The organism is Leptolyngbya sp. BC1307 (genome assembly GCF_002286735.1).
Lineage (GTDB): Bacteria > Cyanobacteriota > Cyanobacteriia > Phormidesmidales > Phormidesmidaceae > Phormidesmis.
The window spans coordinates 14417-39339 of the sequence record NZ_NRTA01000035.1; the positions used below are offsets into that span (position 1 = coordinate 14417).

The following is a 24923-nucleotide window of genomic DNA, read 5'->3' on the forward strand; positions in this document are numbered from 1 at the left end:
TGTCGGCGGTGTGGCTTCATCTCATCTCTCGTCACTTCCCGTCAAACGCCTGATTCAGGCGTCAGTCCCTCCTCCTATGTCGTTACCCAACAGCGCTTTGCTAGACAGTCAAGAGTCCCATTCAGAAGCCTCACGATCATCAGAGAAAGAGTCTCTCGTAGAGAAAGCTGCTGCCCTGCGGCGCACCGCTGGCTTTGAGAGTAGTCCTACCGAGGCTTTAGAAAAGCTGCTTAAAAAGCACAGCGGCACCCGCCAATTAGTGCTGCTTCAAGATTTTCCCGACCCCGATGCGCTGTCGGCAGCTTGGACCTACCGTTTAATTGCCAATGAGTACAGCATTCAGTGCGACATTTATTATTCGGGTACGCTCAGCCATCAAGAAAATATTGCTTTAGTCAAGCTCACCAACTTACCCGCTAAACGTTGGCCCACTCAGGCAAGCGACGCCCCAGATTTATCTCAGTATCAGGGCTATGTCTTGATCGATACGCAAGGGACGACCAGCCATCTGACCGAACGAGTCAGAGATGCGCATTTGCCGCTGATTTTGGTCGTCGATCACCATGCGGCTCAGGGTAAGCTCGACGCCGAACTCGCAGACATTCGCCCCGACATTCACGCGACAGCCACGATGATGACCCAGTATCTGCAGGCGGGTCTGATGCAGCTAGATCGGAGCAACAATACGCATGTGAAATGCGCAACGGCCCTGATGCACGGCCTCCGCTCAGATACCAGCCATCTGATGCAGGCGTCTGAACCTGACTTTTTGGCGGCGGCTTACCTCAGCCAGTTTTACGATGCCCAGCTGCTCAGCGCTGTCTTGCAAGCCTCGAGATCGCGGCGGGTGATGGATGTGATTGAGCGATCGCTGCGCAACCGTAAAATGCAAAACAGCGTTTCTATCGCTGGGGTGGGGTACCTACGCTACGAAGATCGAGATGCCATTCCGCAGGCCGCTGACTTTTTGATTACCGAAGAAAACGTGCATACAGCTGTGGTGTACGGCATCGTCCATGACGAAGATGAGGAAAAAGAGCTGGTCGTCGGCTCCCTGCGCACGAACAAGATCACGCTTGACCCAGACGAATTTATCAAAGAAGCCTTTGGTCAAGACAGCCGAGGCCGCTTCTTTGGCGGCGGTCGCTCGATGGCAGGCGGCTTTGAGATCCCCATTGGCTTTCTCTCCGGCTACTACGATAACAGTGACTACACCCGCCAGAAATGGGAGGTCTTTGACAAGCAGATCAAGCAAAAATTGCAGCGGCTAGTCAACCCAGAAGACGGCGTTTTGAACTCTGACTAACGCCCGGTCGTTCGATTCTGATGGTATCGCTGCTTACAGCAGGCTTAGCGAGCCTTGCAGACTGTCCTATGGACTGTCCTGTGGACATGGCGGCGTAACATAAATTAGTGACCTCTGACTGCCGTCTTGTCCTCACTGCGCTGATCCCTCACCGTGTGCTAAACCATGCCGACCACCGAAGTTTATTTTATTCGTCATGGGATTGCTGAAGCGCGGCATAGCGGGGTGAGTGAGGCAGCGCGATCGCTCACAGCCAAAGGCGTTACCAGAACCCAGCGAGTGGCTCAGCGACTGGCTGATCTGGGCCTACAGTTTGATGCTTTGCTCAGCAGTCCGCTGGTCAGGGCGCAGCAGACTGCCGAAATTTTGCTCGCTGCCGGGTTAGCCTCACACCTTCTAGACTGTCCGGCGCTCAGTCTAGAAGGTGAGTTGTCCGACTGGCTGAACTGGCTGGCTAATTGGCAGCACTTGGAGCAGTCGTCAGACTGCCCGGCGATCGCCATCGTCGGCCACGAACCCAACTTGAGCGGGTGGGCGCAAAAGCTAGTCACTGGCCAAGAAAGCGATCAGTGGACGCTCAAAAAAGCTGGCATTATTGGCCTGCAGCTACCCGCTGCGAGTGAGGCGATTGGCCGGAGTCAGCTTTTTTGGCTATCGCCGCCACGCTTTTTGCTCTAGCTTCTGCTCTAAAGGGGCGGGCTCTGTCAAGAAACACAGACTAATTTCACCGGTTTTGTATCGCTTGCATAGCTATGTCTCTACACACAGCGATATGGTAGAAAGCACTGGCTAAGCATCGATTAATTAAGGAAGGAGTCTACAGATGATGACGACATGCGACTATCGGCCAGGCTTAGAGGGCGTTCCGGCCACGCAGTCGAGTATCAGTTATGTAGATGGCAAAGAAGGAATTTTAGAATATCGCGGCATTCGCATTGGCGATATTGCGCAGCACAGCAGCTTTTTAGAGACGGCCTATCTGCTGATCTGGGGCGGTCTGCCCACTCATCACGAGCTCCAGGCTTTTGAGCATCAGGTTCAGTATCACCGCAGGCTCAAGTATCGCATTCGCGACATGATGAAGTGCTTCCCGGAGAGCGGCCACCCCATGGACGCCCTGCAAGCCTGCGCCGCCGCTCTGGGCCTGTTTCACTCGCGCCGGGCGCTAGAAGATCCGACCTACGTGCAAGATGCGGTCGTGCGGCTAATAGCCAAGATCCCGACGATGGTAGCCGCGTTTGCACTGATGCGTAAAGGTAACGATCCGGTGCAGCCCCGCGACGATCTCAGCTACGCCGCTAATTTTCTCTATATGCTCAATGAGCAGGAGCCCGACCCTTTAGCTGCGCGGATCTTTGATGTCTGCCTGATTCTCCACGCCGAGCATACGATCAACGCCTCGACCTTTTCGGCGATGGTGACCGCTTCTACGCTAACTGACCCTTATGCAGTGGTCGCTTCAGCGGTAGGCACGCTGGCTGGCCCGCTACATGGGGGTGCAAATGAAGAAGTGATCGCCATGCTCAAAGAAATCGGCTCTGTAGAAAATGTACGGCCCTATATAGACGCCCGGATCGCCAACAAGGAAAAGATTATGGGCTTCGGCCACCGCGTCTATAAGGTGAAAGACCCTCGGGCTGAGACATTACAGCGACTAGCCGAGCAGCTCTTTGACAAAGAAGGGCGGGATGCCTACTACGACATTGCCCTGGAGTTAGAGCTAGTGGTCAAAGAAAAACTCGGCCACAAGGGCATCTACCCTAACGTGGACTTCTATTCGGGACTGGTTTATCGCAAGCTGGGCATTCCAACCGACTTGTTTACGCCGATTTTTGCGATCGCCCGCGTCGCTGGCTGGCTCGCCCACTGGAAGGAGCAAATTGGTAAAAATAGAATCTTCCGGCCCACTCAAATCTACGAAGGCCCCCACGACCAGCGCTACGTTCCGTTAGAAAACCGCCTGCAGCTATGGGAAAAACAGCCCTAGCAGATGTATCGGAACCCGCCCAACTAAGCTGATTACAGCGGTCTCAATCGGCCCTGACAGAGTAACAATACAGAGGTGATGGGCATTACCCCTCTTCTCAATATCTAAAATTCAGCTGAATATAGCTCCAGTGACGATTTTCAGGAACTCCAGCCCCTCCGGCTTTGTCGGAGGGGTTTTATTTTGTGGGGAGGGAAGGAGGCAGGGGATGTTTATCGCGGTTCCCGGATGCATTCGGGAACCGCGAGTCACTTTACCCGTTGAAACATAGGGTTTTCAGCCGGTGTGATGAACCTCGGCACAGTGACCAACGCTATAGACTCTATGGTGAGATGGCTAGCATTTCAATTGGGCCTGACTCTTCTGAAAAGGCCTATAGAAGTTGATTAAGCGCTAGAATCTGTGAGACAACTGTAACTAGACACAGCCACCCTTAAAGCGCATGAATCCAGGCATTGACCTTCAAGGTACGTTCGTTCAAGCCCTTATTGAGTTAGGATTGCCCGCCGGGGTTGCCAAAACTGTCTGGGTTCCTCTGCCAATGGTGCTAATGCTGATTGTGGCTACAGTGAGCATTTTCATCACGGTCTGGCTAGAGCGTAAAATCTCAGCCGCCGCTCAACAGCGCATTGGCCCCGAATACGTCGGCCCATTGGGCTCGCTCCAGGCTGCTGCTGACGGCATCAAGCTCCTTTTCAAAGCAGATATTACACCGGCCAAATCTGACCCCTGGCTGTTTACGCTCGGCCCTGCCATTGTGGTGATTCCGGTCTTTCTATCTTTTTTGATTGTGCCCTTTGGCCAAAATATGGTGATCACCGATTTGGGCATCGGCATCTTTTTATGGATTGCGCTTTCTAGCGTTGTCCCCATCGGCCTGCTAATGGCAGGCTACGCCTCTAACAATAAATACTCACTGCTGGGCGGACTCCGAGCGGCGGCTCAATCCATTAGCTACGAGGTTCCGCTAGCGCTAGCAGTCTTGGCAGTCGTGATGATGACCAATGGCCTCAGTACCATTGACATCGTCAATCAGCAGTCGAGCTACGGCATTTTAGGATGGAACATCTGGCGGCAGCCAGTTGGCTTTGTGGTTTTTTGGATTGCTGCTTTAGCCGAGTGCGAGCGCCTACCCTTTGACCTACCTGAGGCAGAAGAAGAGCTGGTAGCGGGCTACCAGACTGAATACACCGGAATGAAATTCGGTCTGTTTTATGTGGGCTCATACGTTAACTTGACCCTGTCAGCGCTGATCGTTTCGGTGCTTTATCTGGGCGGATGGAACTTTCCGATTCCGGTCGAGACGCTGACGGGGCTCTTGGGAATAAGCGAGACAGCGCCCTGGGTGCAGGTGATCACCGCCTCTCTAGGTATTGTCATGACCATGATCAAGGCTTATCTGCTGATCTTTTTGACCATTTTGCTGCGGTGGACGGTGCCTCGCGTCAGAATCGATCAGCTTTTAGATTTGGGCTGGAAGTTTTTACTGCCCGTTTCCCTGGTCAATCTGCTGGCAACCGCTGCGCTCAAGCTATCTTTCCCGTTTGCCTTTGGTGGCTAAGGCAGCGCGCGCTCAGGCATCAATACTTGCTGAACCTAATCTATACCCCTTGCCATGTTGAATTTTCTAAAACAAGTTGGAGACTACGCTAAAGAGACCGCTCAGGCGGCGAAGTTTATCGGGCAGGGGCTAGCGGTTACCTTTGACCATATGAAGCGTCGCCCGGTAACGGTGCAGTACCCCTACGAAAAGCTGGTGCCTTCAGAGCGCTATCGCGGTCGCATTCACTTTGAATTTGATAAGTGCATTTCTTGCGAGGTGTGCGTTCGGGTGTGTCCGATCAATCTGCCAGTCGTCGATTGGGAATTCAACAGAGAGACGAAGAAAAAAAATCTGAAGCACTACAGCATTGATTTTGGCGTCTGCATTTTTTGCGGCAACTGCGTAGAGTATTGCCCGACTAACTGCCTATCGATGACCGAAGAGTACGAGCTGTCATCTTATGATCGCCACGATCTCAACTATGACAGCGTCGCCCTTGGCCGCTTGCCCTATAAGGTCACTGAAGATCCGATGGTGACCCCGCTGCGCGAGCTGGCCTATCTCCCCAAAGGCGTAATGGATCCTCACGATTTGCCAGCAGGTTCTCGGCGGGCCGGTCGCCTGCCCAAAGATATTGTGGCAGACATTGAGGCTGAGCAAGCTAAAGAACCGGCTGAAGCCACGGCAGATAGTGACTAGTCTATGCTGGCCCTGAATGGCTTGAGGGCAGATAGCTTTATAGCTTTGCGTCCTTTGGCTTTACCTTTAATCCTGTTGAGACGACACACCGTGAGGAGAAAATTTTGAATTTAGCAGAAGGCGTACAGCTAGTTTCATTGGGCATTTTGGGCCTGATTATGATTGCTGGAGCGTTGGGCGTAGTACTGCTCTCTAATATTGTCTACTCAGCGTTTTTACTAGCCCTGGTCTTTATCAGCATTTCCGGACTCTATATTTTGCTCAATGCTGGGTTCGTCGCTGCGGCTCAGGTGCTGATTTATGTAGGCGCGGTAAACGTACTGATCTTATTTGGGATCATGCTGGTCAACAAAGAGGAAAACTTTGCGCCGATCAACCGTGCCTGGCTGGGTAAAGCGGCGACCGGTGCGGTCTGTGCGGGTATTTTTGGGCTGCTAGGCACGATGATTGTGTCTCATCCCTGGGCACTGTCTAGCGAGGTGGCGGCGGGTGATTTGGCCATTGAGGTAATTGGCCAGCACTTCTTTAGCGACTATTTGCTGCCCTTTGAGCTAGCTTCGATTTTGCTGCTAGTGGCGCTAGTCGGGGCGATTGTTCTGGCTCGCCGTGAGTATATTCTTGATGAAACACCGACCCAGACAGAGTCACTGACGCTGCCTGAGCGTCCGCGTGAGCTGGTAGCAGCGGGCAGTGCACGCGACCAGGATTGATAGCCTGACTGACTGGCTTTGGAGTGTAGACCACTGTGGATTTTTGACGACTTATGCAACTTGAGTATTTTTTACTGTTGGCGGCTGCCCTGTTTTGCATCGGCATCTATGGGTTGGTCAGCAGCCGCAACGTAATCCGCGTCCTGATGTCGATTGAGCTGATGCTTAACGCGGTGAATATCAACCTGATGGCGTTCTCTAACTATCTAGACTCAGCTGCTATTAGAGGGCAAGTGTTTGCCATTTTTGTGCTTACAATCGCTGCGGCTGAATCGGCGGTGGGGCTGGCAATTGTGCTTTCTATCTATCGCAACCGCGATACTGTAGATATGGAGCAGTTTAATTTGCTGAAGTGGTAAGTGATGAATTGAGCGGCCTGTAGACTGTGGCAGACCCTTAGGTAGGTAAACCGTGCAGCTCAAGCAGGTAATTATTGTCTATAAGGCGGGTAATAAGCTCAGCAAAAGCTGGGCTGACAAGTGCGCGCGTCAGCTAGAAGCGCTGGGGGCCAAGGTGATGTTGGGGCCGAGCGGCGCTCAAGATAATCCTTACCCAGTCTTTTTAGAATCGACTGCGACGCCGATTGATCTAGCGGTGGTGCTGGGTGGAGATGGGACGGCGCTCTCGGCAGCGCGGCATCTGGCAGCGGACGATATTCCGATTTTGGCGGTCAACGTAGGCGGCCATTTGGGCTTTTTGACCGAGTCTTTTGAGGTGATTGGCGATTTTGAGACGGTATGGGAGCGGCTGCAGGGCGATCGCTTTGCCATTCAACAGCGAATGATGCTGCAAGCGCAGGCTCACGTGGGCGACTCTTATAACTTTGAACCGATGAGCGATCGCTACTTTGCGCTCAACGAAATGTGCGTCAAACCGGCCTCACCCAACCGCATGATTACGTCCATCTTGGAAGTCGAAATTGACGGCGAAGTGGTTGATCAGTACCAGGGTGATGGCCTGCTGATCAGCACGCCCACCGGTTCGACTGGCTATACCGTCGCGGCCAACGGCCCGATTGTACATCCGGGCATGCAGTGCATTATTGTCACTCCAATTTGCCCGATGAGCCTATCGAGCCGACCGATCGTGCTGCCGCCCGGCAGTACTGTCAGCGTTTGGCCCCTAGCCGATGCCGAGGGTAATACCAAACTGTGGACAGACGGGGTCTTTGGCACGACGATCTGGCCAGGTCAGCGGGTGGATATTCGCATGGCCAGCCATCTGGCTAAATTTGTGATTTTGCGCAAAGACCACTCCTACTACCGCACCCTGCGCAGTAAGCTACAGTGGGCGGGCGCTCGGGTGAACTATCACAACGATCATCGCAAAAAGTAGATGCCTGGTCGGCTCAGTTGACTTGGAGCAGATCGGTCGGTGAGACGGTCAGCTCGGTCAGCGAAGCTGTAATTTTTACCGTTTCTGACAGCGAGACGTTCTGACAGTCTGTCTGCGCTGGATAGGCTTTGGCAATGTATGACGCACCGACCAGGCGGTAGAATCCCTGACTGTTGGTCAGCCACTGGCTGACAACTTCACTGGGGCTATCTGTAGAGTCCTGAGGACGGTCTTGAGGCGGCAGGCTGTAGTAGATTTGGCGATCGCGTCCAAACACAGGCGAATCGAACACCTTAACAGAAAGCGTAGCCACCTTATCGGCAGACAGCCCGGTAGTCGACTGATCGGGGCCAACGTATTCAATGGCAAAGCACTGACCGGCAGCGCTGCGGTAGACCAGTCGATAGGCATTGGGACCAGCAGCGTCGTGCTCAGCTAGCGTAAACCCATCTGGCACATAGGCCGGAGCCATCACCGGTAAGCCCTGAAGCTGGTTGAGTACCGACGGCGGCACTTTAGCCAGGTAGGCTCCCGGTGGTGGTGGTGGCGGCATTGATAGCGGAGCGGGAGGGGCGACAGATGGCCGCTGCTCTGAGGTCGAGTTGGCCACCTCTTGGGGCTGACAGCCTGATAAATAGAAGGTAGCGAGGGCGATCGCCCCCCAGAAAATTGCGCTTGGCCTCTTGAAGTTTAGTCGCGCCATAGTTCTATTAATAGTTCTATTAACTGCTTTCTCATCAGTAAGCCCTACCGTCTCTATGCTCAAACCGTCGCTCACCCTCGGCAGTGAGTGTAAAAACCAGATCTTCATCAGGATACGTCGCTTGGTCGGGCTGAGTGCGATCGCCCACTTCCAAATACATCGCTGGTACAGCCGACCGATTCACTAGATGATGGCCGTTCGCCTTGCCTGCTGCAAAGCCAGCCATGTCACCCGGTTGTAACCATTGCTCGCCCTCATCGGTAATCAAGACCAGCTCGCCTTTGACGACATAGATAAACTCATCCTGAGCAGAGTGCCAGTGCCTGAGCGCTGACTGGCTACCGGGTTCAAGCGTAGTCAGGTTCACACCAAAATTCTTCAGGCCAGCAGCCTTGCCCACGCGCTGACGAGAGCGACCAGCGACTCGGGCTCTAAAGAAGGCGGGATAGCTCGTGCCGTTTTCAATCGGAATAGACAACAGATCAATTTGCATACCTTCCTCACGCTTGGAGAATTACTAATTAAAATTTTGGCTGCCAACCCGGTTCGAGGGGAGTGGCTTGAAAGGCTGGTAGGGCTTCAGCCCGTTTGGACAAAGCCGATAGCGCTGGGTAGCGATCGCTCTTCACCACATCTGCAATCATATGCTGAGTAAACTGCCAGGCCACACAAACGGTAATGTCAGCTTGAGTAAGGCGATCGCCCACCAGCCAGCCAGCCGACACGTAGGGTTCGAGCAAGTCATAGGCGGCGATAACCTGAGACTGAACGCGGCTTCGCCAGGGCTGATACTGCTTTTCGGCAGGCCGTTTGCGCTCATACTCGATCTGTACACTCTTATCACAGGCATTGAGCCCCAGGCCAATTAACCGAAGCGATCGCTGATAGTCGGCAATCGGCTCTGGCATCAGCGTTTGGCCTGTCAATTTTTCGATATACGCCAAGATCAGCGTCGAATCCATCAGCACTTCGCCGTCATCGCAGATCAGGGTGGGGGCTTTGATCAGCGGATTGGTTTGGCTAAACTCGTCAATGTTGCGAAAGACAGAGAGCGGTTTGTGGTCAAAGGGAAGATTGAAGAGGTGGAGAGCGATCGCCACCCGCCGCACATAGGGTGAATCAAGCATTCCAATTAGCTGCATGGCACTACCTACGGTCAGTTACCTCCCCAGACAACCATAGATATCGACCAGCGCATATCTATTCTTTCGATAGCTCTATCCCCATTCACAGATACTCAAGCTACTCGCTAACGGGCAGCGCCCGAAAAATATCTTCTACTAGCGCCTTCGTCTTATCGTCTAGCAAACGCCAGTCCACCTCGCCCTGCTCATCTAACAAGCGATCATCCGCCTCTATCTGCCCACCTTCAGCCGGGCGATAGTCCACCGCGCACACCTGATAGCACAGCCCCCAAATATCCACCGTCTGATCAGCGCTGCCAGCTTTAGTCAGTCTCAGCGTATAGAGCGGTGCAGGCTGAGGCAGTTGCGACATCAAAGCCGCTACCCGATCGTGCGTTTCGGGCGGCACACCGTGTAGTTGCTGTTGCAACGTTGCGTAGTCTGTCTTTTGCTCATCAGTCGTGCCTGCTGGCCAGATTAGCTCCTCTTCGTAGCGGCCCTGCCAGGTTGTCTCATCAAGCTGCTTACGAATATTGTCAATCACCCGAATCAGCGCTGGCTGCATGAGCTGCTCTACTTGAGCCTTAGCTAAGGGTGTAGCAAATTTTGGCATCGCGTCAAGCTCCCTTTACTCAACCTAATCCATCCGAAACCAGGCCGTTAGCGCGACTGCTAGGCCATCGGCAGCATCGTCGGGCTTAGGAATACTTTTTAGCTTTAGCTCACGAGCAATAGCATCTTGCACTTCCACTTTGTCGGCATTGCCGTGCCCGGTAATCGACTGCTTAATTTGCGCAGGCGTAAATTCGACAAAGGGCAAATTACGCTGGGCCAACACCAGCATCACCACGCCCCGCGCCTGCGCCACCAAAATGGTATTCCCCATCCGGTAGAAAAACAGCTTTTCAATCGAGACCAAGTCTGGCTGATACTCGTCAATCACGCTGTGCAAATCGTCGTAAATAGTGCACAGCCGTTTGCCAGTATCGGTACGCGCTGGGGTTTGCACCACGCCATAGTCCACCACGCGAATATCGGGCGAGAGGTCGCGCTTTTTAGCCGGGTCGTATTCGATTACGCCAAACCCCAAAATCGCCAGCCCCGGATCGAGCCCCAGAATGCGTTCGCTCATATTGCGCTATCCGAAACTATGCTTGAGCGAGCTATCTGACCCCCGCTGGCTGACGACCGTTAGCCAACATATCCGGCTCTGCAACCCCAAAGGTTTTACTGAACGTCTTCTCTACCTTGTAGCCCGAATCGATGGATTCTAAAGGATCTTTGCGCAGCCGGTGGCGCAGGCACAGGGCAATCACCCGCTGCACGTCTTCGAGAGTGACTTCGGCGCGGCCTTCATAAGCGGCCAGTGCTTTAGCAGCCCGGTTGGTGACAATGTCACCCCGCAAACCGTCTACGTCTAGCTCTGAGCACACTTCAGAAATTTTCAGCCGATACTCATGCTCCAAGCTCACTTCCCTGAGCCGGTTTTGAGCGTCGATGATCTTTTGCTGAAGAGCCACCTGGTCGGCCTCACACTTAGCCGAAAACGCTTCCGGGTCACGGTCAAATTCGGTTCGCTGTTCGACGATTTGCACTCGCAGCTCAGGATCGCGCACAGTGCGAATTTCGGCATGCATGCCAAACCGGTCCAGGAGCTGAGGCCGCAGCTCGCCTTCTTCTGGGTTACCCGAACCAATCAGCACAAACTGAGCCGGGTGACGAATCGAAATGCCCTCTCGCTCCACCGTATTCCAACCAGAGGCAGCAGAGTCAAGCAGCACATCGACGAGGTGGTCATCGAGCAAATTGACTTCATCTACATAGAGCAAGCCACGATTGGCTTTGGCCAGCAGCCCCGGCTCAAATGCCTTAACGCCTTCAGATAGCGCTTTCTCAATATCGATGGTACCGCACACGCGATCTTCGGTTGCGCCTAAGGGCAGATCAACCATGGGCACTTTTTTGGATGCTAGGGCAATCTCCTGGCCTTCACGCTCTGCCTGTACATCAGGGTTGCCAGGGGCGCGGTTAAACGGGTCATCGGCGACTACTTCAATATCGGGCAGCAGATCGGCTAGGGCGCGGATGGTGGTTGATTTGCCGGTGCCGCGATCGCCCATAATCATCACCCCACCGATCTTAGGGTCAATCACGTTAAGGATCAGCGCTAGCTTCATGTCTTCTTGGCCGATTACCGCAGTGAAGGGAAATACGGCGCGGCGGGCGGGTGGCTTGGCAATACTCACAGGCTTGAAATATATATGATCGAGGGCTTAACCATTGTGCCACAGGAGGCCCTGTCTAAGTTTCTGATATATCCCTTCGGACATCAGCTGCCGCGCTTTCCTAGAATGGGATAAGCCATAGCACCCAAAGGGTGAGCAACGTTTCTATCTCAATTTGGTTCAACCGGCTCTAACTATTTTTGGCAATGCCCCTTAAGGTGCCTGCTTGCCCTTTAACTGCACCCTATTGTCCCTCAACGACAACGGGCGCTCCCTAATGGGAGCGCCCGAAAGCCTTATTTGCAAATGTTTTGCCAATCGGAGCGACAGGATTTGAACCTGCGACCCCTACTACCCCAAAGTAGTAACAATTCATTGTGTAGCAGTCGTTTCAGCCTTTTGTTTATCACGCTGCACCCAATCTGCACCCAAACGACCGCTTTTAAGGGCTGTTTGATTACCGTTACAGAAATCAATTGCCGCTTGGCCCGCTTGCGTCATTGACTACCTCTCGCCTCAACAGGTAGTCAAGAATTCGGTGCTGTATTCTGCTGTGCGATCGCAGATGCTTGTAACAGCAGATCGCCAGCGCTGCTGAACACTTCCCCGGCCCTATCCATCCGGCGTTCTAGGCCGTTTAGCCTATCGTCAGTCATTTTCTAAATCCTCACTGCTCATAGCTGGATCTTCTACTGAGTAAAGCTCTGACGGCTCGCAGTTAAGAGCCTCACACAGCTTTGCAAATCGCACGAACGATTCAATAGAGTTTCTATTCCTCTCCCAGTTCCTGATGGTCGAAGGGTCAACGCCGATAAAGTCAGCGAGCTGACGTTGTGTAAGCCCTGCCTGCTCCCTCAGCTCAGTAATCTTTGACATATAAATTTCTCCCATGCGCTACCGAATAGCATAACCTTAACGCTAAATTCCTAGCGCTAAATAATTGACACTGCTAAATCATTAGCGCTAAAGTCTAAGCGTTAACCTTTAGCTTTGAGGTTACTTATCATGTCCCTCTCCATAGCCGCAATAGTTGCCGGCAGCTTCGCCTTCCTGGCAGGCGCAGGCGGCGCAGTCGGATACGCTACCCACCGCAAGCAGCAGCGCAGTGAGTGGGCCGCGCAGACCTGGCGCAATGTGACGCTGCGTGATGGCGTGACTGAGCGATCGCCCTTCCACACAGCCGACAGTTCATTCAACCTTCCTGGCATGGTCGAGGTATTTCCGCGATCACACACACCCAACCGCGCTGTACACGCATGGGAGCACGACCCGCTACCCGGCGACCGTCCCCGACACACGTCTGATAGCCACAGTGACGGCCTCACCGCAGTTCTCCCCGGTGAATCACTAGCTGAGGAACTACCCAGCACCCCGCTAGAACTCAGCGACCCACCCGACCCGGCAGAGCGCGCCAGGTGCAGACGACTCTACGGCCAAGGACTCAGCCAGACTAAAACGATTAGCGCGGTATGGGGACTGAGTAAAGGCGGAAGCCGCCGCTACTACGAAGCCCGCCGCCGATTCCGCGAGCACGTTCGCGACATTGCCCGCCCCGACCTACTGATATCCCTCGAAGCTGAGGAGGGCCAAACCGATGCTTAATATCCCAATGCTTACCCGTGCCTTTGCTGGCATCCTGCTAGCGCTAGGTCTGTACCTGGCGACAGAAAACACCGTCATCAGCGCAGACGTTTTAGAAACATCATCAGGCGCTAGCGCGGTCACGGCTTTTGCCGTCGCCGTCGCCGCCACCGGCCTAGAGCTGACCTTTGCTAGCTGGATGCGTCAGGAGAAAGGCGCGTCTGCAATCGTAGGTGAGATGAAAAATAAGCCGCTGCATACGGCGCTAAGGCTTGCTGTGTCAGGCGTTGGTCTAGGTTTGGTGTACCATTTCGATTTACTCACCACAGCGCGTCACCCTGCATTCGCTGGTAGTGAGAACTACTTCTTTGGCGTGATAGTTCTAGCGCTAGTGTTTGGCCCTGAAGCCTGCATTGTGATCGCATCTTGGCTATGGCATAAAGCGCGTGACGTAGAAAGCCGCCATTTAGACCAAAACACAACCAAAGACGCCGAAAATCGTAGGCTCAAAAGTAAGCGAGACAAGCTAGTAGCGATAGCAGATGAGGTGGGCACTGCTGAAGCCATTGAAACCGCCCGCAAGCGTTGGGGGTCGCCTGATGACTTTAGGATTCTGTAGCTGCGTGATAGCTGCGCTTAGCAGTGACCGGAATGGTATACCTTTCCCAGCGCAATTATTCATTTATTGGCAGCGCTTAGGATTCACCGCAAGGGTGTTACCCTTCCGGCTGCGTTTATCAACTTCCTGCATCGCTTTTTATTGCGGTCGATTGGTCGGCTCTAGGGGCAAACACTTTAAACTCACAGGCGCTGCGATCGCACATCTAATTTCAGTTTTAGCGCGATGTGACCGCCAAAACTAGCATGTAACCATAGGTTCCTGCTACGCGCATACATCCTGCCCGGTGGATCGAATGTGACTGAAAAGCACCGCCAGTGGTAGTCAGTGCTAATACATTCGTAATATAGGTGCGCTTAGTACGATGGATTATCAGAACCTGCTAGTGGTCATACAACCCTATTAGGGGTGTTCTTAGCACGTTGGATTTTCGACCTTGCTCAAAGGCGTCCGATTCTTACCGGTCATTCATTGCAATCGCGCCTTTGACCTTAAAGGGAAAGGGCTTTAGGCAATCGGCGCGATTTATTGAATGTGACCGGTAAGGTTTAACCCTTCCGAGCGCAATTTATGACTCATCACAATCACATGGCCGCTACGTCACTGCATTAAACCTGGCAGCTATGCGATCAGCTCTTGACTGCGTGTACTACACAAGTCGCATTTACACCCTAGAAAGCAGCGCAGATATAGGGATTTAGTTGTATAGGCAACTAAGCTAAAAGCTACTAGAAACAATGGTTTCAGGGGTTTACAAAGCCTTTTATTTAGCCTAAGCTTCAGCCAGTCATACGGAGTAGTACAAAGGCTTTTATCTAAATGAAATATTCATTCAGCAGCGCGGCTGACCTGGCAGCGCAGCTAAGCGTTTCTAGATCGTTTCTGCGTGACCGGCGAAACTCCGGTGAGTGGCAGAACGGCATCCACTGGACATATCTAAACCCAGGCAACCCTAGAGCAGGCATCCGCTACAACACTGAGCTGTGTATGCACTGGATTACCTGCAAGGGCACAGACGCTCATGAGCAGGCTGTTCAGTCGTATCTCAAGACCTTGCATCACGAACCTATTCAAGCACTCACAGGGAGCAAATAAGCCATGACATCGGTAGACAAAAAAAATGGCCGCTACATGCCCCGTAGCGGCTCAATCACTTACAGTCAAAACGACCGAATGCATCATTCCTCAAAGGATAACCCATGCCCGGTATGTGATCGCACAAAGGACGGTGACTGCTCCATCTCCCAGGATAGAGAGCTAGTCCTCTGCCATACCAACGCCAAACAGCTAGCCGTACCGACCGCCAACGGCTATCACTTCACCGGCAAGCTCTGTGACGATGGTCTACACGGCCCCGATAGCGCCGCCATCTACACCAAGTCACCCAAACAGATCTACACCCGCGCTCAGCCCTTTAAAAAGGTCAAATCACCAAAGGAAATTAAGAAAGCCGTTCAACTGTCCTCTATGGAAGTGGAGGTGGAAACCGACTATCTAGGCATGATGGTTTCAGAAGGCTCTGAGACGCTAGAGCAGGCGCAAGTCACCCTAGCCGCCTGGTGCAAAGAAAACGGCCACAGCGCTTACTCTGCCAGTCGGTTGCTAGATACCAAGGTGAAAGCCGCCCGCGAGCGACAGGGCATCCAGGGCACCTCAGACGAAGCGCCGCGACTGGTGAGGGAATACCGGCTGATAGAGCAGCAGTTTGGCGATCGCCTGCGCCTGAATGAGCTGCTGAAGCAGGTAGAGCTAGACGGTGAGTACTTCGACCCAGCTAAGGCCAAGCTAGAAATAAACATCACTCACAGCCTTTCTATCAAGGGAGCCCGTGAGGATCTATCAGACAGCATCCTGAAGCTAGCAAAGCAAAACAGCTATAGCCCCGTTGGTGAGTACCTGAGAGCAGTTCACCAAGAGCACGGCGATAGCACAGACGTTTTGAACGGCTTTGCTCAGCGTCATCTTGGTACCTCAGAGCCGATTCACGATGCCCTACTCAAGCGCTTTCTCATCGCCGCCGTCGCCCGTGCGATCGCACCCGGCTGTAAACACGACTGCGCCCTTATTCTGCAAGGCCCGCAGGGTTACGGTAAATCAACCTTCTTTAAGATACTGGCGTCAGAGCCCTGGTTTGATGACTCGCTAGGCTCAGCCTCTGACAAAGACGAAAAGCTGAAGCTACACCAGTTTTGGATGGTCGAGTGGGCAGAGCTGGAAAACGTATTCCGCCGCCGCGACGTGAGCCAGGTAAAGGCGTTTATGTCGTCTGCGATAGACAACCTGCGCCCGCCCTATGGTCAGTCAATGGAACGGCTGAAACGTGCCTCTGTCATCGTTGGCACCACGAACCAAGAGCAGTTCTTAGCCGATACCACCGGCAACCGTCGCTTCTGGGTAGTGCCTGTCACCCGGCCTCTCGACCTGGCAGCGCTACGAGCAGAACGCGACCGCGTTTGGGCTGCTGCTGTCACCCTCTACCAGGCTGGCGAGCAGTGGTGGTTAACCGCAGAGGAGAGCCGGGAAGTAGATGCTATGCGAGAGCAATACGAATCTGAAGACGCATGGTTTGAGCCGATCAGCGACTACGTTGATGGCCTAGAAATGGTAACGATTCAAGCAATACTAACGAGTGCAATTGATATGGAAGTAGGTAGGCGCAATTCTGGTCACTTTCGGCGCGTCGGCGATGTTTTACGAAAGCTTGGGTGGGAGAAGTTACCCAACGCAGTGGCACACAATGGGAAAAAGCAGAAAGTTTGGAAACGAAGTTTTCCCCCAAGTTGCTGATCTATCGGTGCCATCGGTGCCAAGAATCTACACGTCAGTTATATCAATGTTTAGACCCTGGCACCGATGCGGCACCGATTGGCACCGATGGCACCGATAAAAACTTCCGTTGGCACCGATGGCACCGACGCGACCCCGATAATTTAGGCCATCGGTGCCAGCTACAACAGTTGATGCCAAAGGGTTTCAGAGATTTTGGCACCGATACACCGATAAAAACACCCTCGTATAGAGGAAAAACGCGACCTACTGTCACACCCAACTGTCCACTGTCACACTCCAGTTACTAACAGAAACCGCCCCTAAAAGATGACCAGACGAAAGCAAGCGAGAAGCAAAAAAAACACCGTCAGTATCAACGTTCGCAGCGGCATGTTATTCCTGCGTTGGCGACACATGGGCAAACGCCCTCAGCTATCGCTCGGCCTAGCTGATACCCCGCTCAACCATTACCAGGCGAGAGGCATCGCCGCGCAGATAGAAGCCGACCTGGTAACCGGCAACTATGACCTCACCCTGGCAAAGTACCGACTAACCGACCCACCAACGCCACCCAGCGCCGCACCGTCTTCTACTGCTGTACTATTTGAGCAGTTCACCGCCCACAAGCGCCGTGAGGGGGTCAGCGGTCAGGCGATCGCCACCAAATACAACTCGCTGCGCTCTAACATCGTTCGCCACGGCGAAGACATCACCAGCACAGAGCAGGCTTACCAGCTCGTGAAGATGCTGCGCGATCGCCAGTCACCTAAGACAGCAAATCAAAATCTTGTTCTTCTAAAAAGCTTTGGTGAGTGGCTAGTGAAGAAACAACATTTAGAAGAGAACGTCTTTGAGTCTGTTCGACCGCTGAAAAACACTAATATCAACGTTCAAGACAGGACACCATTTACGAAAGAAGAGTTGTTATTGTTCTTAGAGACGATGCGCACTCACCCTACCGGCTACCAGTATTATGACTTCACCGTAGTGCTTTTTTCTCTAGGTCTGAGACCATCAGAAGCTATCGGCCTACGTTGGTGTCACGTCAATTTTGACCGTAAAGAAATCGTTATCAGGGAGTCGCTGAGCCGTTCGGACGATGGCCGCTCATCTGGTGGAGCCAGACAGCGCAAAGGCACCAAGACCGGCAACGTCAGACAGCTACCGCTGAATGATCGCCTGCTGGCGCTGTTTGCAGGCAGGAAAACCGCTACGGCTAAGCCTGATGACCTCATCTTCACCACGGCCACCGGCAGGCCCATAGATGACCGCATGTATTGTCGGCGCTACTGGCGGCGCATCTGCGAAGAAGCAGGCATACCCTACCGGCCACCCTATACCGCCCGTCATACATTCATCAGCTACGGTATCGAGTACGAACGGTGGAGCCCTCACCAAGCCGCGTCAATGGCAGGGCACAGCAGCACGCGCATGATATCCGAGGTCTACGGTCACATGATGGACAGACCAAAGCTACCCGACTTTTAGCACTGCACCCAATCTGCACCCGTTTTGCTGTTTTAAGAAGTCTAAGTAAGCCTCACAAAGCACAAGCGCTCTCGTTAGAAAGCGCTTGTAACCTTTATTCTGACCGGCAAATCGCCCATCGGAGCGACAGGATTTGAACCTGCGACCCCTACTACCCCAAAGTAGTGCGCTACCAAGCTGCGCTACGCCCCGAAGCGTTTATTTGCCTATCAAGAATAGCATAAACTCTGAGGCGGTTTAGGGGCTAACTTTTGGGGTTGGGGCTGAGGCGATCGCCGCCCACTTCACAACAGACCCCCTGACTGTCCTACACATTGTCCTGAGAATATTTCATCCTATGACTGACTGAACTATTTGAGCCTGACTGATTTAGCTTGTTCAATTTAAGCAGTAGAACCCACTGAAAGACCCAGCCTATCGGCTTTTCCCAAGGCATACTTATAAACGGCTACTCATCCAAAGGACAGTCCTTAGGACTTTTATGAGGATTACTTGGTGGACTGTCCTGTGGACATGCTATAGTTTATTCAGAGAAAGGCTTGAGGGTTTAGGGGGAACGGCTTCCACTGGTAGGTAAAGCTCCCGCTGGCGTACCGCTGCCAGAATGACTAAAAGCCCGCCACTGTCGCCCTGAGCGCGGCTGCCTTTAAAATGGCAAAGTGGTGCCAGTGCTAACATCAGCATCACTGCCAACATCACCACCGACACCACCATGACCAAAACCACCGACACCCACTGATAGATATCAGCTGATATCAAACGGTTACACAAACACAAAACACACTTTCAGAGCTGGCAGAAATGTCAGCTCTTTTTTTATATTAGCGCTTCGAGACCAACCAGGCTACTTCTCCGCCTGAGCGATAGCCCGCCCGGTTGAAGACAAATCCGGCTTCGTAAAAGGTTTGCCCGTAGCGATTAATATCGTCTGGGTCGAGATCTAAGAGGTCGGCTAGTTCCGAGGTGCGAAGCTTCCAGCCTCTGCTAGCGGCTTTTTCGAGCGATTCGTAATAGGCTAGGGGGTCGGCGACAGGCCGGATTTTAGAGGCCATTTCACTGGCGAACGCGCTGATTAGCTTCAGCATATCTGCCTGCGATAAGGACACTCCTGTGGTTAGTTCTGAGGACGATTCAGCGGACTGGCCGTTGAGGTCGGCGGCTTGATTGCCGGCCGATCCGAGTCCTTTGCGGGCAATAAATTCGGCCACGTTGCCGCCGACTTGAATAAAGTCGTGCAGTTCATCGAGCAGGGCAATTTGCTGCGCGTTGACATAGGCCCGGTTGCCAATCTTCTCCCGCTCAATACCGAGGTCAGACATGCGCTTATAGACCGCGCTTCTAGCTAGTTTGTAGCGAGCGATCAGCTGATTGACCGGGATGCGATCAATGTTTCCTTTAGCCATACCCCTTCTCTACCCGTCCTCAGGAATCTCTATATTATCCTTCAGACTATCCTCAGGACCGGTGAGTCTTTAACGCATCAAGATAAAGTTACACTGCGTGCCCCGTGCTTTAGCTGCCTTTTCTAAATATGGCAACGATCTCAGCGATGATGGCTCTGGCTAATTTCCATAAATCTGTCTGGCTCAAGACGAGCCCTGAGGATAGCTCTACAGACTGGTCAGCAGCTCCGGTTGTGGCCGGGTTGGCAAGATTAAGTTTCCTATTTACTAAGAATTCAGCAGTATTGCCGCCTTGCTTTATATGTTCATGCAGCTCATCTAAGAGGGCTACCTGGTCGGCAGCAATATAGGCACGATTGCCCAGCTTTTGCCGCTTTATGCCGAGATCGGCCATGCGTTTGTAAACTGCCGACTTGCTCAACCCGTAGCGAGTAAAAAGTTGAGTAACGGGAATTTGACTACCCTCTTCATCGCTCATGTACTATCCTCCAGACCATCCTTAGGACTAATACATTTATACTATATTAAAGACAGTCCTCAGGACAAGCTGACAGGAAGATGACTAGCGGCGGGCACTTGCCTCAGTGGGGTAGTTCCCTGGGCGCACAGATAGCTCTACCGTTTGGCCACCCCGGTTGATGGTCACGGCGATCGCCTCGCCCACAGCCGTCCCTTCTACCGTTCGCTGCACCTGATCGGCTTCTGTGATGGTCTGACCATTCATTGACAAAATCACATCGCCTAGCCGTAGTCCCGACTGAGCCCCCGGCGCGTTCCGGGCAATGCCTAAAATGACTACGCCTTGATCAGCTTGTAGGCGGAGACCTGAGCGCGTATCGGCATTGATCTCTGCTTTTAATGCCGGGGTGAGCGTGCGCATTTGAATGCCAAGGTAGGCATGCTCTACGCGCCCATTGGCGATCAGCTGATCGGCGATCGCCCGCGCCTGATTGATCGGAATCGCAAAGCCGAGTCCCTGCGCGTTGCCGATAATGGCGGTGTTAATACCAATCACTTCACCCCGCTCATTCAGCAACGGGCCACCGGAGTTACCCGGATTGATTGCCGCATCGGTCTGAATGAACTGTACGCGCTTATCCGGTACGCGAATTTGGGCGCTGGTGCGGCCTGTGGCGCTGATGATGCCAGCAGTAACGGTGTTGTCGAGTCCTAAGGGATTGCCGATGGCGATCGCCCACTCACCCGGCCGCAGCGCATCCGAATCGCCAATTGAGACTACCGGCAGATTATCCGCCTCTACTTTGATTACTGCCACGTCGGTCAGCGGATCTTCGCCTAAGACTTCGCCGCGTAGCTCCCGGCCGTCTTTGAAGGTGACCGTTACCTGGTCTGCGCCCTCAACCACATGCGCGTTCGTCAAAATGATGCCATTGGCATTGAGAATAAAGCCGGAACCGGTGCCTCGCTCTATCCGCTCAGTTGGCTGATCGGGAACGCCCATATCCCCAAAAAATTCGCGGAAGAAAGGATCGTTAAAAATCACTGGGCGACGGCTGGCAGTAACGGTGCGCGCAGAGTTGATTCGCACTACGGCTGGGCCCACCCGCTCTACCGCCGTGGCGATAAAGTTTGCGCCCCCCATTAAGCGCTCGGTTCCGTTAGCCTGAGCGAGCAGGGTAGATTCGTCGGCAGGGGAAGTTAGAACAGCTGCAGGCGCTTCTGTTAGAGCGGGTTCGGATTGAATCGTCTCGTATTGGGCGGTCTCGTAAGGAAATCGGGTAGCCGTTTGCGAAGGGGAGCGGCCAGTGACTAGCAGCACAGTGCCAGCGCTCGCGGCAGTCATCAGCGCGTAGGTTAGCGACTGGCGCAGCCACCTGTAATTTCTTTGGTCAGCCTGCTTCATACTTCACCTTTTGTCAGTTACGATTTTCCGAGCTGAATTCACCAGCGATCGCGCTTCTCTGGTTTTTTCTCTGGCTTTATTCTCTGGCTTTTTTGTTCTAGCAGATTGAATAAAAGACTGTGATGTTCAGCAGTGACAGTTCTGTGAAAGGTCTCCCGGTAAATTGCCACTACAGAAAACAGGGCTCATACAAAAATTGCCTTTAAAGCGGGAGCGAGACTTTGCTGAAACGGATGGTGCGATCGCACCTATCCGCTCGTCCTACCGCTATGTTTTATGCCTATCTCTCACCAGTTCATGTCAATCGCCACATATACAGATTTCTCCTGCCTTTGTAGACGCTATATCTAGTACTCTAGAGAGTCCCTAGACCTTCTACTCTTAGCTGTCTGTTTGTACAGGGCGCTACGCTTATTGACTCACATATTGACTTAAAACATCTGTCAAGCCGGGTGAGCGCTGGCAGATGACGCATCCGAACGCACTGGTCAGCACTCACCCAAACAGACTCCTGAAAACTATCGAGGCGGATCGGTGGCTCAAGCAAATGAAGATCTTTGGAATCAGGTACTGGCCAAGCTAGAAAGCCAGCTGAGCAGTCCTACCTTTGAAACCTGGATCAAGCCTACCCGCATCCACACGCTGACTGAGCAGCAGTTGGTGGTCCTTACTGACAATCCGTTTGCCCGCAACTGGCTGCAAAAGCACTACCTGAGCCAAATTTCTGAGGTCGCCGCTGAGGTACTAGGCCACACCGTGGATGTCTCAATTACGGTGACAGACGAGGTCCCTAAGGTATCTGCGCCCGCCGATAGCACTTACTTTTCAACGCCTACCGTCGCCGCTAGCGCTGAAAAGAACGGCAGCGGCTCTTCTGATCTCAATCCCAAAGCGATTTTTTCACGCTTCGTGGTGGGCGCTAACAACCGCATGGCCCACGCAGCGGCTCTAGCAGTATCAGAATCGCCGGGCCGAGAGTTTAATCCGCTGTTTTTGTGCGGCGGAGTGGGCTTGGGTAAAACGCATCTGATGCAGGCAATTGGTCACTATCGCCTGGAAAGCAATCAAAATGCGCGGGTCGCCTATGTCTCTACTGAGCAGTTCACCAATGATCTGATTGCCTCAATTCGTCGCGATACGATGCAGCGGTTTCGCGAGCAGTATCGGGAGGTCGATGTCATCTTAGTAGACGACATTCAGTTTATTGAGGGCAAAGAATACACGCAAGAAGAGTTTTTTCACACCTTTAATACGCTGCACGAGGCCGGTAAGCAGATTGTGCTGGCTTCTGACCGACCGCCGAATAAAATTCCGCGCCTGCAAGACCGACTGTGCTCAAGATTTTCGATGGGGCTGATTGCCGATATTCAGTCGCCCGATTTTGAGACGCGCATGGCCATTTTGCAGAAGAAAGCAGAGTACGAGCAGGTCTCGCTCTCAAGAGATGTGACGGAGTATATTGCCTCTTCCTACGTGACAAATATTCGCGAGCTAGAGGGAGCGCTGACGCGGGCGATCGCCTACACCTCGATCTCGGGCCTACCAATGACCGTCGAAAACCTGATACCTGTGCTTAATCCGCCAGCAGAGCGCATCGAGTCTTCGCCTAAAGCGGTGATCAAGTCCGTATCCGATACGTTTAAAATCTCAATTGAAGATCTTAAGAGCAACTCGCGTCGCCGCGAAATCAGCCTGGCCCGGCAGGTGGGCATGTACCTAATGCGGCAGCACACCGACTTGAGCCTACCTAAGATTGGCGAACAGTTTGGCGGCAAAGACCACACCACCGTCATGTACAGCTGCGACAAAATTGCTCAGCTCGTCAAGCGCGATCTCAACCTGGCGCAGACAGTGCGCGAAGTGAGCGATCGCATCACCCTTTCCTCCAATAGCTGAGAAGCTAACACGTCAGACTCATGAGCCGCGATCGCCCGCCTGGTCTTCTCAGGGTGGGCGTTTTTTATGGAAAAATCCGGCCTACAGGTTAAGAAAAATTAAACGTACGCAGGATTTTCCTGTGGAAAACCCCTGTTTTCCTGTGGAAAACCTGTGGAGAGCCGGTGGGAAACCCATTGCCATCTGTGGAAAAGAATCCAGCTATTGCAAGGGTTGTGGAAAACTCCCAAAGTTTTCCACAGGTTTTCCACAGCATGAAAAAGGCTGAAAGCAACTTTTACTCGGACATTAGCTGAGTTTTCCACAGTTTCCACAGCCTCTACTACTACTAGTTTAAATATCTATTATTAGAAAGAAAGCAGTCTTAAAACGAGCGCAATGGCCAGTTGACAAGAGGCTGTAGAACAGGGCTAATGGGTGATAGTATTGGGCATCTCAAAGGTCTTACCTGTTCAAACATTCCCCACTGAGCGATGAAATTTAGCTGCCCGCAAACCGATTTCAACACTCATTTTTCACTGGTCAGCCGGGCAGTGCCGTCGCGGCCAAGTAAGCCGGTTTTAGGTAACGTTTTGGTTACTGCCAGCACCGATACGCAGCAGGTGACCCTGGTCGGGTTTGATGAAACTCTGGGCATCCAAACGACCTTTGCGGCTCAAGTTGATGAGAGCGGCGCGCTGACGCTACCGGCTAAGCTGCTCGGCGATATCGTCTCCCGACTGCCCAATGAAGACCTCGATATCAGCGAAGATGAAGATGAACCTGTGATCACGTTGGCCTGCTCAGCCGGACGCTACCAGGTCAGGGGGCTGAGTGCCGAAGACTATCCCAACTTGCCCGAAGTAGCCTCAGCAGAGCCGGTGAAAATTTCAGCCGATGCGCTGATTGAAGGCTTGAGAGGGTCACTATTTGCGACCAGCACTGACGAAACCAAGCAGGTCTTGACCGGCGTTCATCTTACGGCTGACGATGAGAGCTTAGAATTTGCGGCAACCGATGGGCATCGTCTAGCGATTGTGCAAACGGTGGACGAAACCGGTGCGGCTGGCCTACAGACAACTGTCACGATTCCCAGTAAGGCGCTGCGAGAGCTAGAGCGAATTTTACAGGCTTACCCCAGCAGCGAACCGGTGGCCTTACAACTCGATCAAACCCAGGCTGTATTTGACCTGGGCCAGCAGCGAATTACCAGCCGCCTGCTAGAAGGCCAGTATCCCAACTACCGTCAGCTGCTGCCTAAGCAATTTGAGCGCCAGCTAACGATAGACCGTAAGCAGTTTATCTCCTCTCTAGAACGGATTGCGGTAATGGCAGATCAGCGCAATAACATCGTCAAGCTGTCGATTGATAGCGAAAATCAGTCGCTGGCCCTGTCCGTCGAAGCGCAGGAAGTCGGCAGCGGGTTAGAGACCCTCCCCGCTCAAGTGACGGGTGAAAGCTTAGAGATTGCCTTTAACGTGCGCTATTTGCTAGACGGCCTTAAAGCCCTGCCCTCTGCAGAAATTCAGATTCAGTGCAATACCGCAACGAGCCCTTCGGTGCTGACACCACTAGGCGGCACCAAAATTACCTACCTGGTCATGCCCGTGCAGATTCGCAGCTAGGCTATAAGGCTACTGGCTGTCAAGGTTGCTGGCCCTCCATTAGCGATGTCTGACAGTGTGCAGCTGC

Annotated in this window: 26 protein-coding genes and 2 tRNA genes; 15 read left to right on the forward strand and 13 right to left on the reverse strand. The window is 53.1% G+C overall.

Annotated elements, in window-relative coordinates; translation table 11 throughout:
* Window positions 1–76: 76 nt before the first annotated feature.
* The 8 genes from CKL79_RS16465 (at window position 77) to CKL79_RS16500 (ending at window position 7580) form a co-directional block, all read left to right on the forward strand.
* Window positions 77–1306, forward strand: coding sequence for a bifunctional oligoribonuclease/PAP phosphatase NrnA (locus CKL79_RS16465; RefSeq protein WP_121970672.1), 1230 nt, complete (start codon window positions 77–79; stop codon window positions 1304–1306).
* Between the two features lie 165 nt (window positions 1307–1471).
* Window positions 1472–1984, forward strand: a complete 513-nt coding sequence (gene sixA / locus CKL79_RS16470) for a phosphohistidine phosphatase SixA (protein WP_121970673.1) — start codon at window positions 1472–1474, stop codon at window positions 1982–1984.
* A 148-nt stretch (window positions 1985–2132) separates the two neighbouring features.
* Window positions 2133–3293 (forward strand): citrate synthase, encoded by a 1161-nt coding sequence (locus CKL79_RS16475; protein ID WP_121970702.1) that lies wholly within the window; start codon window positions 2133–2135, stop codon window positions 3291–3293.
* 442 nt (window positions 3294–3735) lie between these two features.
* Entirely contained in the window at window positions 3736–4854 is a 1119-nt protein-coding gene (gene nuoH / locus CKL79_RS16480) for an NADH-quinone oxidoreductase subunit NuoH (RefSeq protein ID WP_121970674.1), read from the forward strand.
* A 57-nt stretch (window positions 4855–4911) separates the two neighbouring features.
* Window positions 4912–5535, forward strand: a complete 624-nt coding sequence (gene ndhI, locus CKL79_RS16485; protein ID WP_170944087.1) for an NAD(P)H-quinone oxidoreductase subunit I — start codon at window positions 4912–4914, stop codon at window positions 5533–5535.
* A gap of 104 nt (window positions 5536–5639) precedes the next feature.
* Complete coding sequence (locus CKL79_RS16490; RefSeq protein ID WP_121970676.1) at window positions 5640–6245, forward strand: NADH-quinone oxidoreductase subunit J; 606 nt, start codon at window positions 5640–5642, stop codon at window positions 6243–6245.
* A gap of 53 nt (window positions 6246–6298) precedes the next feature.
* Window positions 6299–6604 (forward strand): NADH-quinone oxidoreductase subunit NuoK, encoded by a 306-nt coding sequence (nuoK, locus tag CKL79_RS16495; RefSeq protein ID WP_121970677.1) that lies wholly within the window; start codon window positions 6299–6301, stop codon window positions 6602–6604.
* A 52-nt stretch (window positions 6605–6656) separates the two neighbouring features.
* On the forward strand, window positions 6657–7580 hold the full coding sequence (locus tag CKL79_RS16500; RefSeq protein WP_121970678.1) for an NAD(+) kinase: 924 nt from the start codon (window positions 6657–6659) through the stop codon (window positions 7578–7580).
* 13 nt (window positions 7581–7593) lie between these two features.
* Here CKL79_RS16500 and CKL79_RS16505 read toward each other — a convergent pair whose 3' ends face one another.
* The 8 genes from CKL79_RS16505 to CKL79_RS16535 form a co-directional block, all read right to left on the reverse strand.
* Window positions 7594–8283, reverse strand: coding sequence for a hypothetical protein (locus CKL79_RS16505; RefSeq protein ID WP_121970679.1), 690 nt, complete (start codon window positions 8281–8283; stop codon window positions 7594–7596).
* A 34-nt stretch (window positions 8284–8317) separates the two neighbouring features.
* Entirely contained in the window at window positions 8318–8776 is a 459-nt protein-coding gene (locus tag CKL79_RS16510; protein WP_121970680.1) for a cupin domain-containing protein, read from the reverse strand.
* Window positions 8777–8804: 28 nt separating this feature from the next.
* Window positions 8805–9425 (reverse strand): glutathione S-transferase, encoded by a 621-nt coding sequence (locus CKL79_RS16515; RefSeq protein ID WP_121970681.1) that lies wholly within the window; start codon window positions 9423–9425, stop codon window positions 8805–8807.
* Window positions 9426–9525: 100 nt separating this feature from the next.
* Window positions 9526–10020 carry a hypothetical protein gene (locus tag CKL79_RS16520; RefSeq protein WP_121970682.1) on the reverse strand — a complete coding sequence of 165 codons (495 nt, stop codon included), beginning with the start codon at window positions 10018–10020 and terminating at the stop codon, window positions 9526–9528.
* A 24-nt stretch (window positions 10021–10044) separates the two neighbouring features.
* On the reverse strand, window positions 10045–10539 hold the full coding sequence (gene ruvC, locus CKL79_RS16525; protein ID WP_121970683.1) for a crossover junction endodeoxyribonuclease RuvC: 495 nt from the start codon (window positions 10537–10539) through the stop codon (window positions 10045–10047).
* A gap of 31 nt (window positions 10540–10570) precedes the next feature.
* Window positions 10571–11653, reverse strand: coding sequence for a magnesium chelatase ATPase subunit I (bchI, locus tag CKL79_RS16530; protein ID WP_121970684.1), 1083 nt, complete (start codon window positions 11651–11653; stop codon window positions 10571–10573).
* A 300-nt stretch (window positions 11654–11953) separates the two neighbouring features.
* Window positions 11954–12045: transfer RNA gene (locus tag CKL79_RS23235), tRNA-Pro, on the reverse strand.
* Window positions 12046–12280: 235 nt separating this feature from the next.
* A complete protein-coding gene (locus tag CKL79_RS16535; RefSeq protein WP_240518910.1) occupies window positions 12281–12508 on the reverse strand; it encodes a helix-turn-helix transcriptional regulator in 228 nt (75 codons plus the stop codon).
* 129 nt (window positions 12509–12637) lie between these two features.
* On the opposite strand from CKL79_RS16535, the gene CKL79_RS16540 reads away from it, so the two are divergent.
* The 5 genes from CKL79_RS16540 (at window position 12638) to CKL79_RS16560 (ending at window position 18089) form a co-directional block, all read left to right on the forward strand.
* Window positions 12638–13234: a hypothetical protein gene (locus CKL79_RS16540; protein ID WP_121970686.1), complete on the forward strand. Its 597-nt coding sequence runs from the start codon at window positions 12638–12640 to the stop codon at window positions 13232–13234.
* On the forward strand, window positions 13227–13832 hold the full coding sequence (locus tag CKL79_RS16545) for a hypothetical protein (protein ID WP_141242223.1): 606 nt from the start codon (window positions 13227–13229) through the stop codon (window positions 13830–13832). The genes CKL79_RS16540 and CKL79_RS16545 overlap by 8 nt, the downstream gene beginning before the upstream one ends.
* An 819-nt stretch (window positions 13833–14651) precedes the next feature.
* Window positions 14652–14927, forward strand: a complete 276-nt coding sequence (locus tag CKL79_RS16550; protein ID WP_121970688.1) for a hypothetical protein — start codon at window positions 14652–14654, stop codon at window positions 14925–14927.
* 3 nt (window positions 14928–14930) lie between these two features.
* Window positions 14931–16619, forward strand: coding sequence for a virulence-associated E family protein (locus CKL79_RS16555; RefSeq protein ID WP_121970689.1), 1689 nt, complete (start codon window positions 14931–14933; stop codon window positions 16617–16619).
* Window positions 16620–16928: 309 nt separating this feature from the next.
* Entirely contained in the window at window positions 16929–18089 is a 1161-nt protein-coding gene (locus CKL79_RS16560; RefSeq protein WP_121970690.1) for a site-specific integrase, read from the forward strand.
* A 118-nt stretch (window positions 18090–18207) separates the two neighbouring features.
* On the opposite strand, the gene CKL79_RS16565 is transcribed toward CKL79_RS16560, so the two are convergent.
* The 5 genes from CKL79_RS16565 to CKL79_RS16585 form a co-directional block, all read right to left on the reverse strand.
* Window positions 18208–18281, reverse strand: a tRNA-Pro gene (locus tag CKL79_RS16565).
* A 324-nt stretch (window positions 18282–18605) separates the two neighbouring features.
* Entirely contained in the window at window positions 18606–18848 is a 243-nt protein-coding gene (locus tag CKL79_RS16570) for a hypothetical protein (RefSeq protein ID WP_121970691.1), read from the reverse strand.
* Window positions 18849–18910: 62 nt separating this feature from the next.
* Window positions 18911–19492 carry a hypothetical protein gene (locus CKL79_RS16575; protein ID WP_121970692.1) on the reverse strand — a complete coding sequence of 194 codons (582 nt, stop codon included), beginning with the start codon at window positions 19490–19492 and terminating at the stop codon, window positions 18911–18913.
* A 109-nt stretch (window positions 19493–19601) separates the two neighbouring features.
* A complete protein-coding gene (locus CKL79_RS16580) occupies window positions 19602–19970 on the reverse strand; it encodes a hypothetical protein (protein WP_121970693.1) in 369 nt (122 codons plus the stop codon).
* Between the two features lie 84 nt (window positions 19971–20054).
* Window positions 20055–21356, reverse strand: coding sequence for an HhoA/HhoB/HtrA family serine endopeptidase (locus tag CKL79_RS16585; protein ID WP_240518911.1), 1302 nt, complete (start codon window positions 21354–21356; stop codon window positions 20055–20057).
* Between the two features lie 534 nt (window positions 21357–21890).
* Between CKL79_RS16585 and dnaA the strand changes: the two genes are divergently transcribed.
* Together dnaA and dnaN are read left to right on the forward strand one after the other, a co-directional pair.
* Window positions 21891–23252: a chromosomal replication initiator protein DnaA gene (gene dnaA, locus CKL79_RS16590; RefSeq protein WP_121970694.1), complete on the forward strand. Its 1362-nt coding sequence runs from the start codon at window positions 21891–21893 to the stop codon at window positions 23250–23252.
* A 473-nt stretch (window positions 23253–23725) separates the two neighbouring features.
* Window positions 23726–24856: a DNA polymerase III subunit beta gene (gene dnaN / locus CKL79_RS16595; RefSeq protein WP_121970695.1), complete on the forward strand. Its 1131-nt coding sequence runs from the start codon at window positions 23726–23728 to the stop codon at window positions 24854–24856.
* The last annotated feature ends 67 nt before the right edge of the window (window positions 24857–24923 follow it).

Coding starts and splice junctions, on each gene's coding strand:
- CKL79_RS16555 (WP_121970689.1), top strand. CDS start 14,931: ATGACATCGGTAGACAAAAAAAATGGCCGCTACATGCCCCGTAGCGGC.
- ruvC (WP_121970683.1), bottom strand. CDS start 10,539: ATGAGCGAACGCATTCTGGGGCTCGATCCGGGGCTGGCGATTTTGGGG.
- CKL79_RS16540 (WP_121970686.1), top strand. CDS start 12,638: ATGTCCCTCTCCATAGCCGCAATAGTTGCCGGCAGCTTCGCCTTCCTG.
- CKL79_RS16585 (WP_240518911.1), bottom strand. CDS start 21,356: ATGAAGCAGGCTGACCAAAGAAATTACAGGTGGCTGCGCCAGTCGCTA.
- dnaN (WP_121970695.1), top strand. CDS start 23,726: ATGAAATTTAGCTGCCCGCAAACCGATTTCAACACTCATTTTTCACTG.
- CKL79_RS16515 (WP_121970681.1), bottom strand. CDS start 9,425: ATGCAGCTAATTGGAATGCTTGATTCACCCTATGTGCGGCGGGTGGCG.
- CKL79_RS16580 (WP_121970693.1), bottom strand. CDS start 19,970: ATGAGCGATGAAGAGGGTAGTCAAATTCCCGTTACTCAACTTTTTACT.
- nuoH (WP_121970674.1), top strand. CDS start 3,736: ATGAATCCAGGCATTGACCTTCAAGGTACGTTCGTTCAAGCCCTTATT.
- nuoK (WP_121970677.1), top strand. CDS start 6,299: ATGCAACTTGAGTATTTTTTACTGTTGGCGGCTGCCCTGTTTTGCATC.
- CKL79_RS16535 (WP_240518910.1), bottom strand. CDS start 12,508: ATGTCAAAGATTACTGAGCTGAGGGAGCAGGCAGGGCTTACACAACGT.
- CKL79_RS16475 (WP_121970702.1), top strand. CDS start 2,133: ATGACGACATGCGACTATCGGCCAGGCTTAGAGGGCGTTCCGGCCACG.
- CKL79_RS16520 (WP_121970682.1), bottom strand. CDS start 10,020: ATGCCAAAATTTGCTACACCCTTAGCTAAGGCTCAAGTAGAGCAGCTC.
- CKL79_RS16465 (WP_121970672.1), top strand. CDS start 77: ATGTCGTTACCCAACAGCGCTTTGCTAGACAGTCAAGAGTCCCATTCA.
- CKL79_RS16560 (WP_121970690.1), top strand. CDS start 16,929: ATGACCAGACGAAAGCAAGCGAGAAGCAAAAAAAACACCGTCAGTATC.
- CKL79_RS16545 (WP_141242223.1), top strand. CDS start 13,227: ATGCTTAATATCCCAATGCTTACCCGTGCCTTTGCTGGCATCCTGCTA.
- CKL79_RS16510 (WP_121970680.1), bottom strand. CDS start 8,776: ATGCAAATTGATCTGTTGTCTATTCCGATTGAAAACGGCACGAGCTAT.
- CKL79_RS16505 (WP_121970679.1), bottom strand. CDS start 8,283: ATGGCGCGACTAAACTTCAAGAGGCCAAGCGCAATTTTCTGGGGGGCG.
- sixA (WP_121970673.1), top strand. CDS start 1,472: ATGCCGACCACCGAAGTTTATTTTATTCGTCATGGGATTGCTGAAGCG.
- CKL79_RS16550 (WP_121970688.1), top strand. CDS start 14,652: ATGAAATATTCATTCAGCAGCGCGGCTGACCTGGCAGCGCAGCTAAGC.
- CKL79_RS16575 (WP_121970692.1), bottom strand. CDS start 19,492: ATGGCTAAAGGAAACATTGATCGCATCCCGGTCAATCAGCTGATCGCT.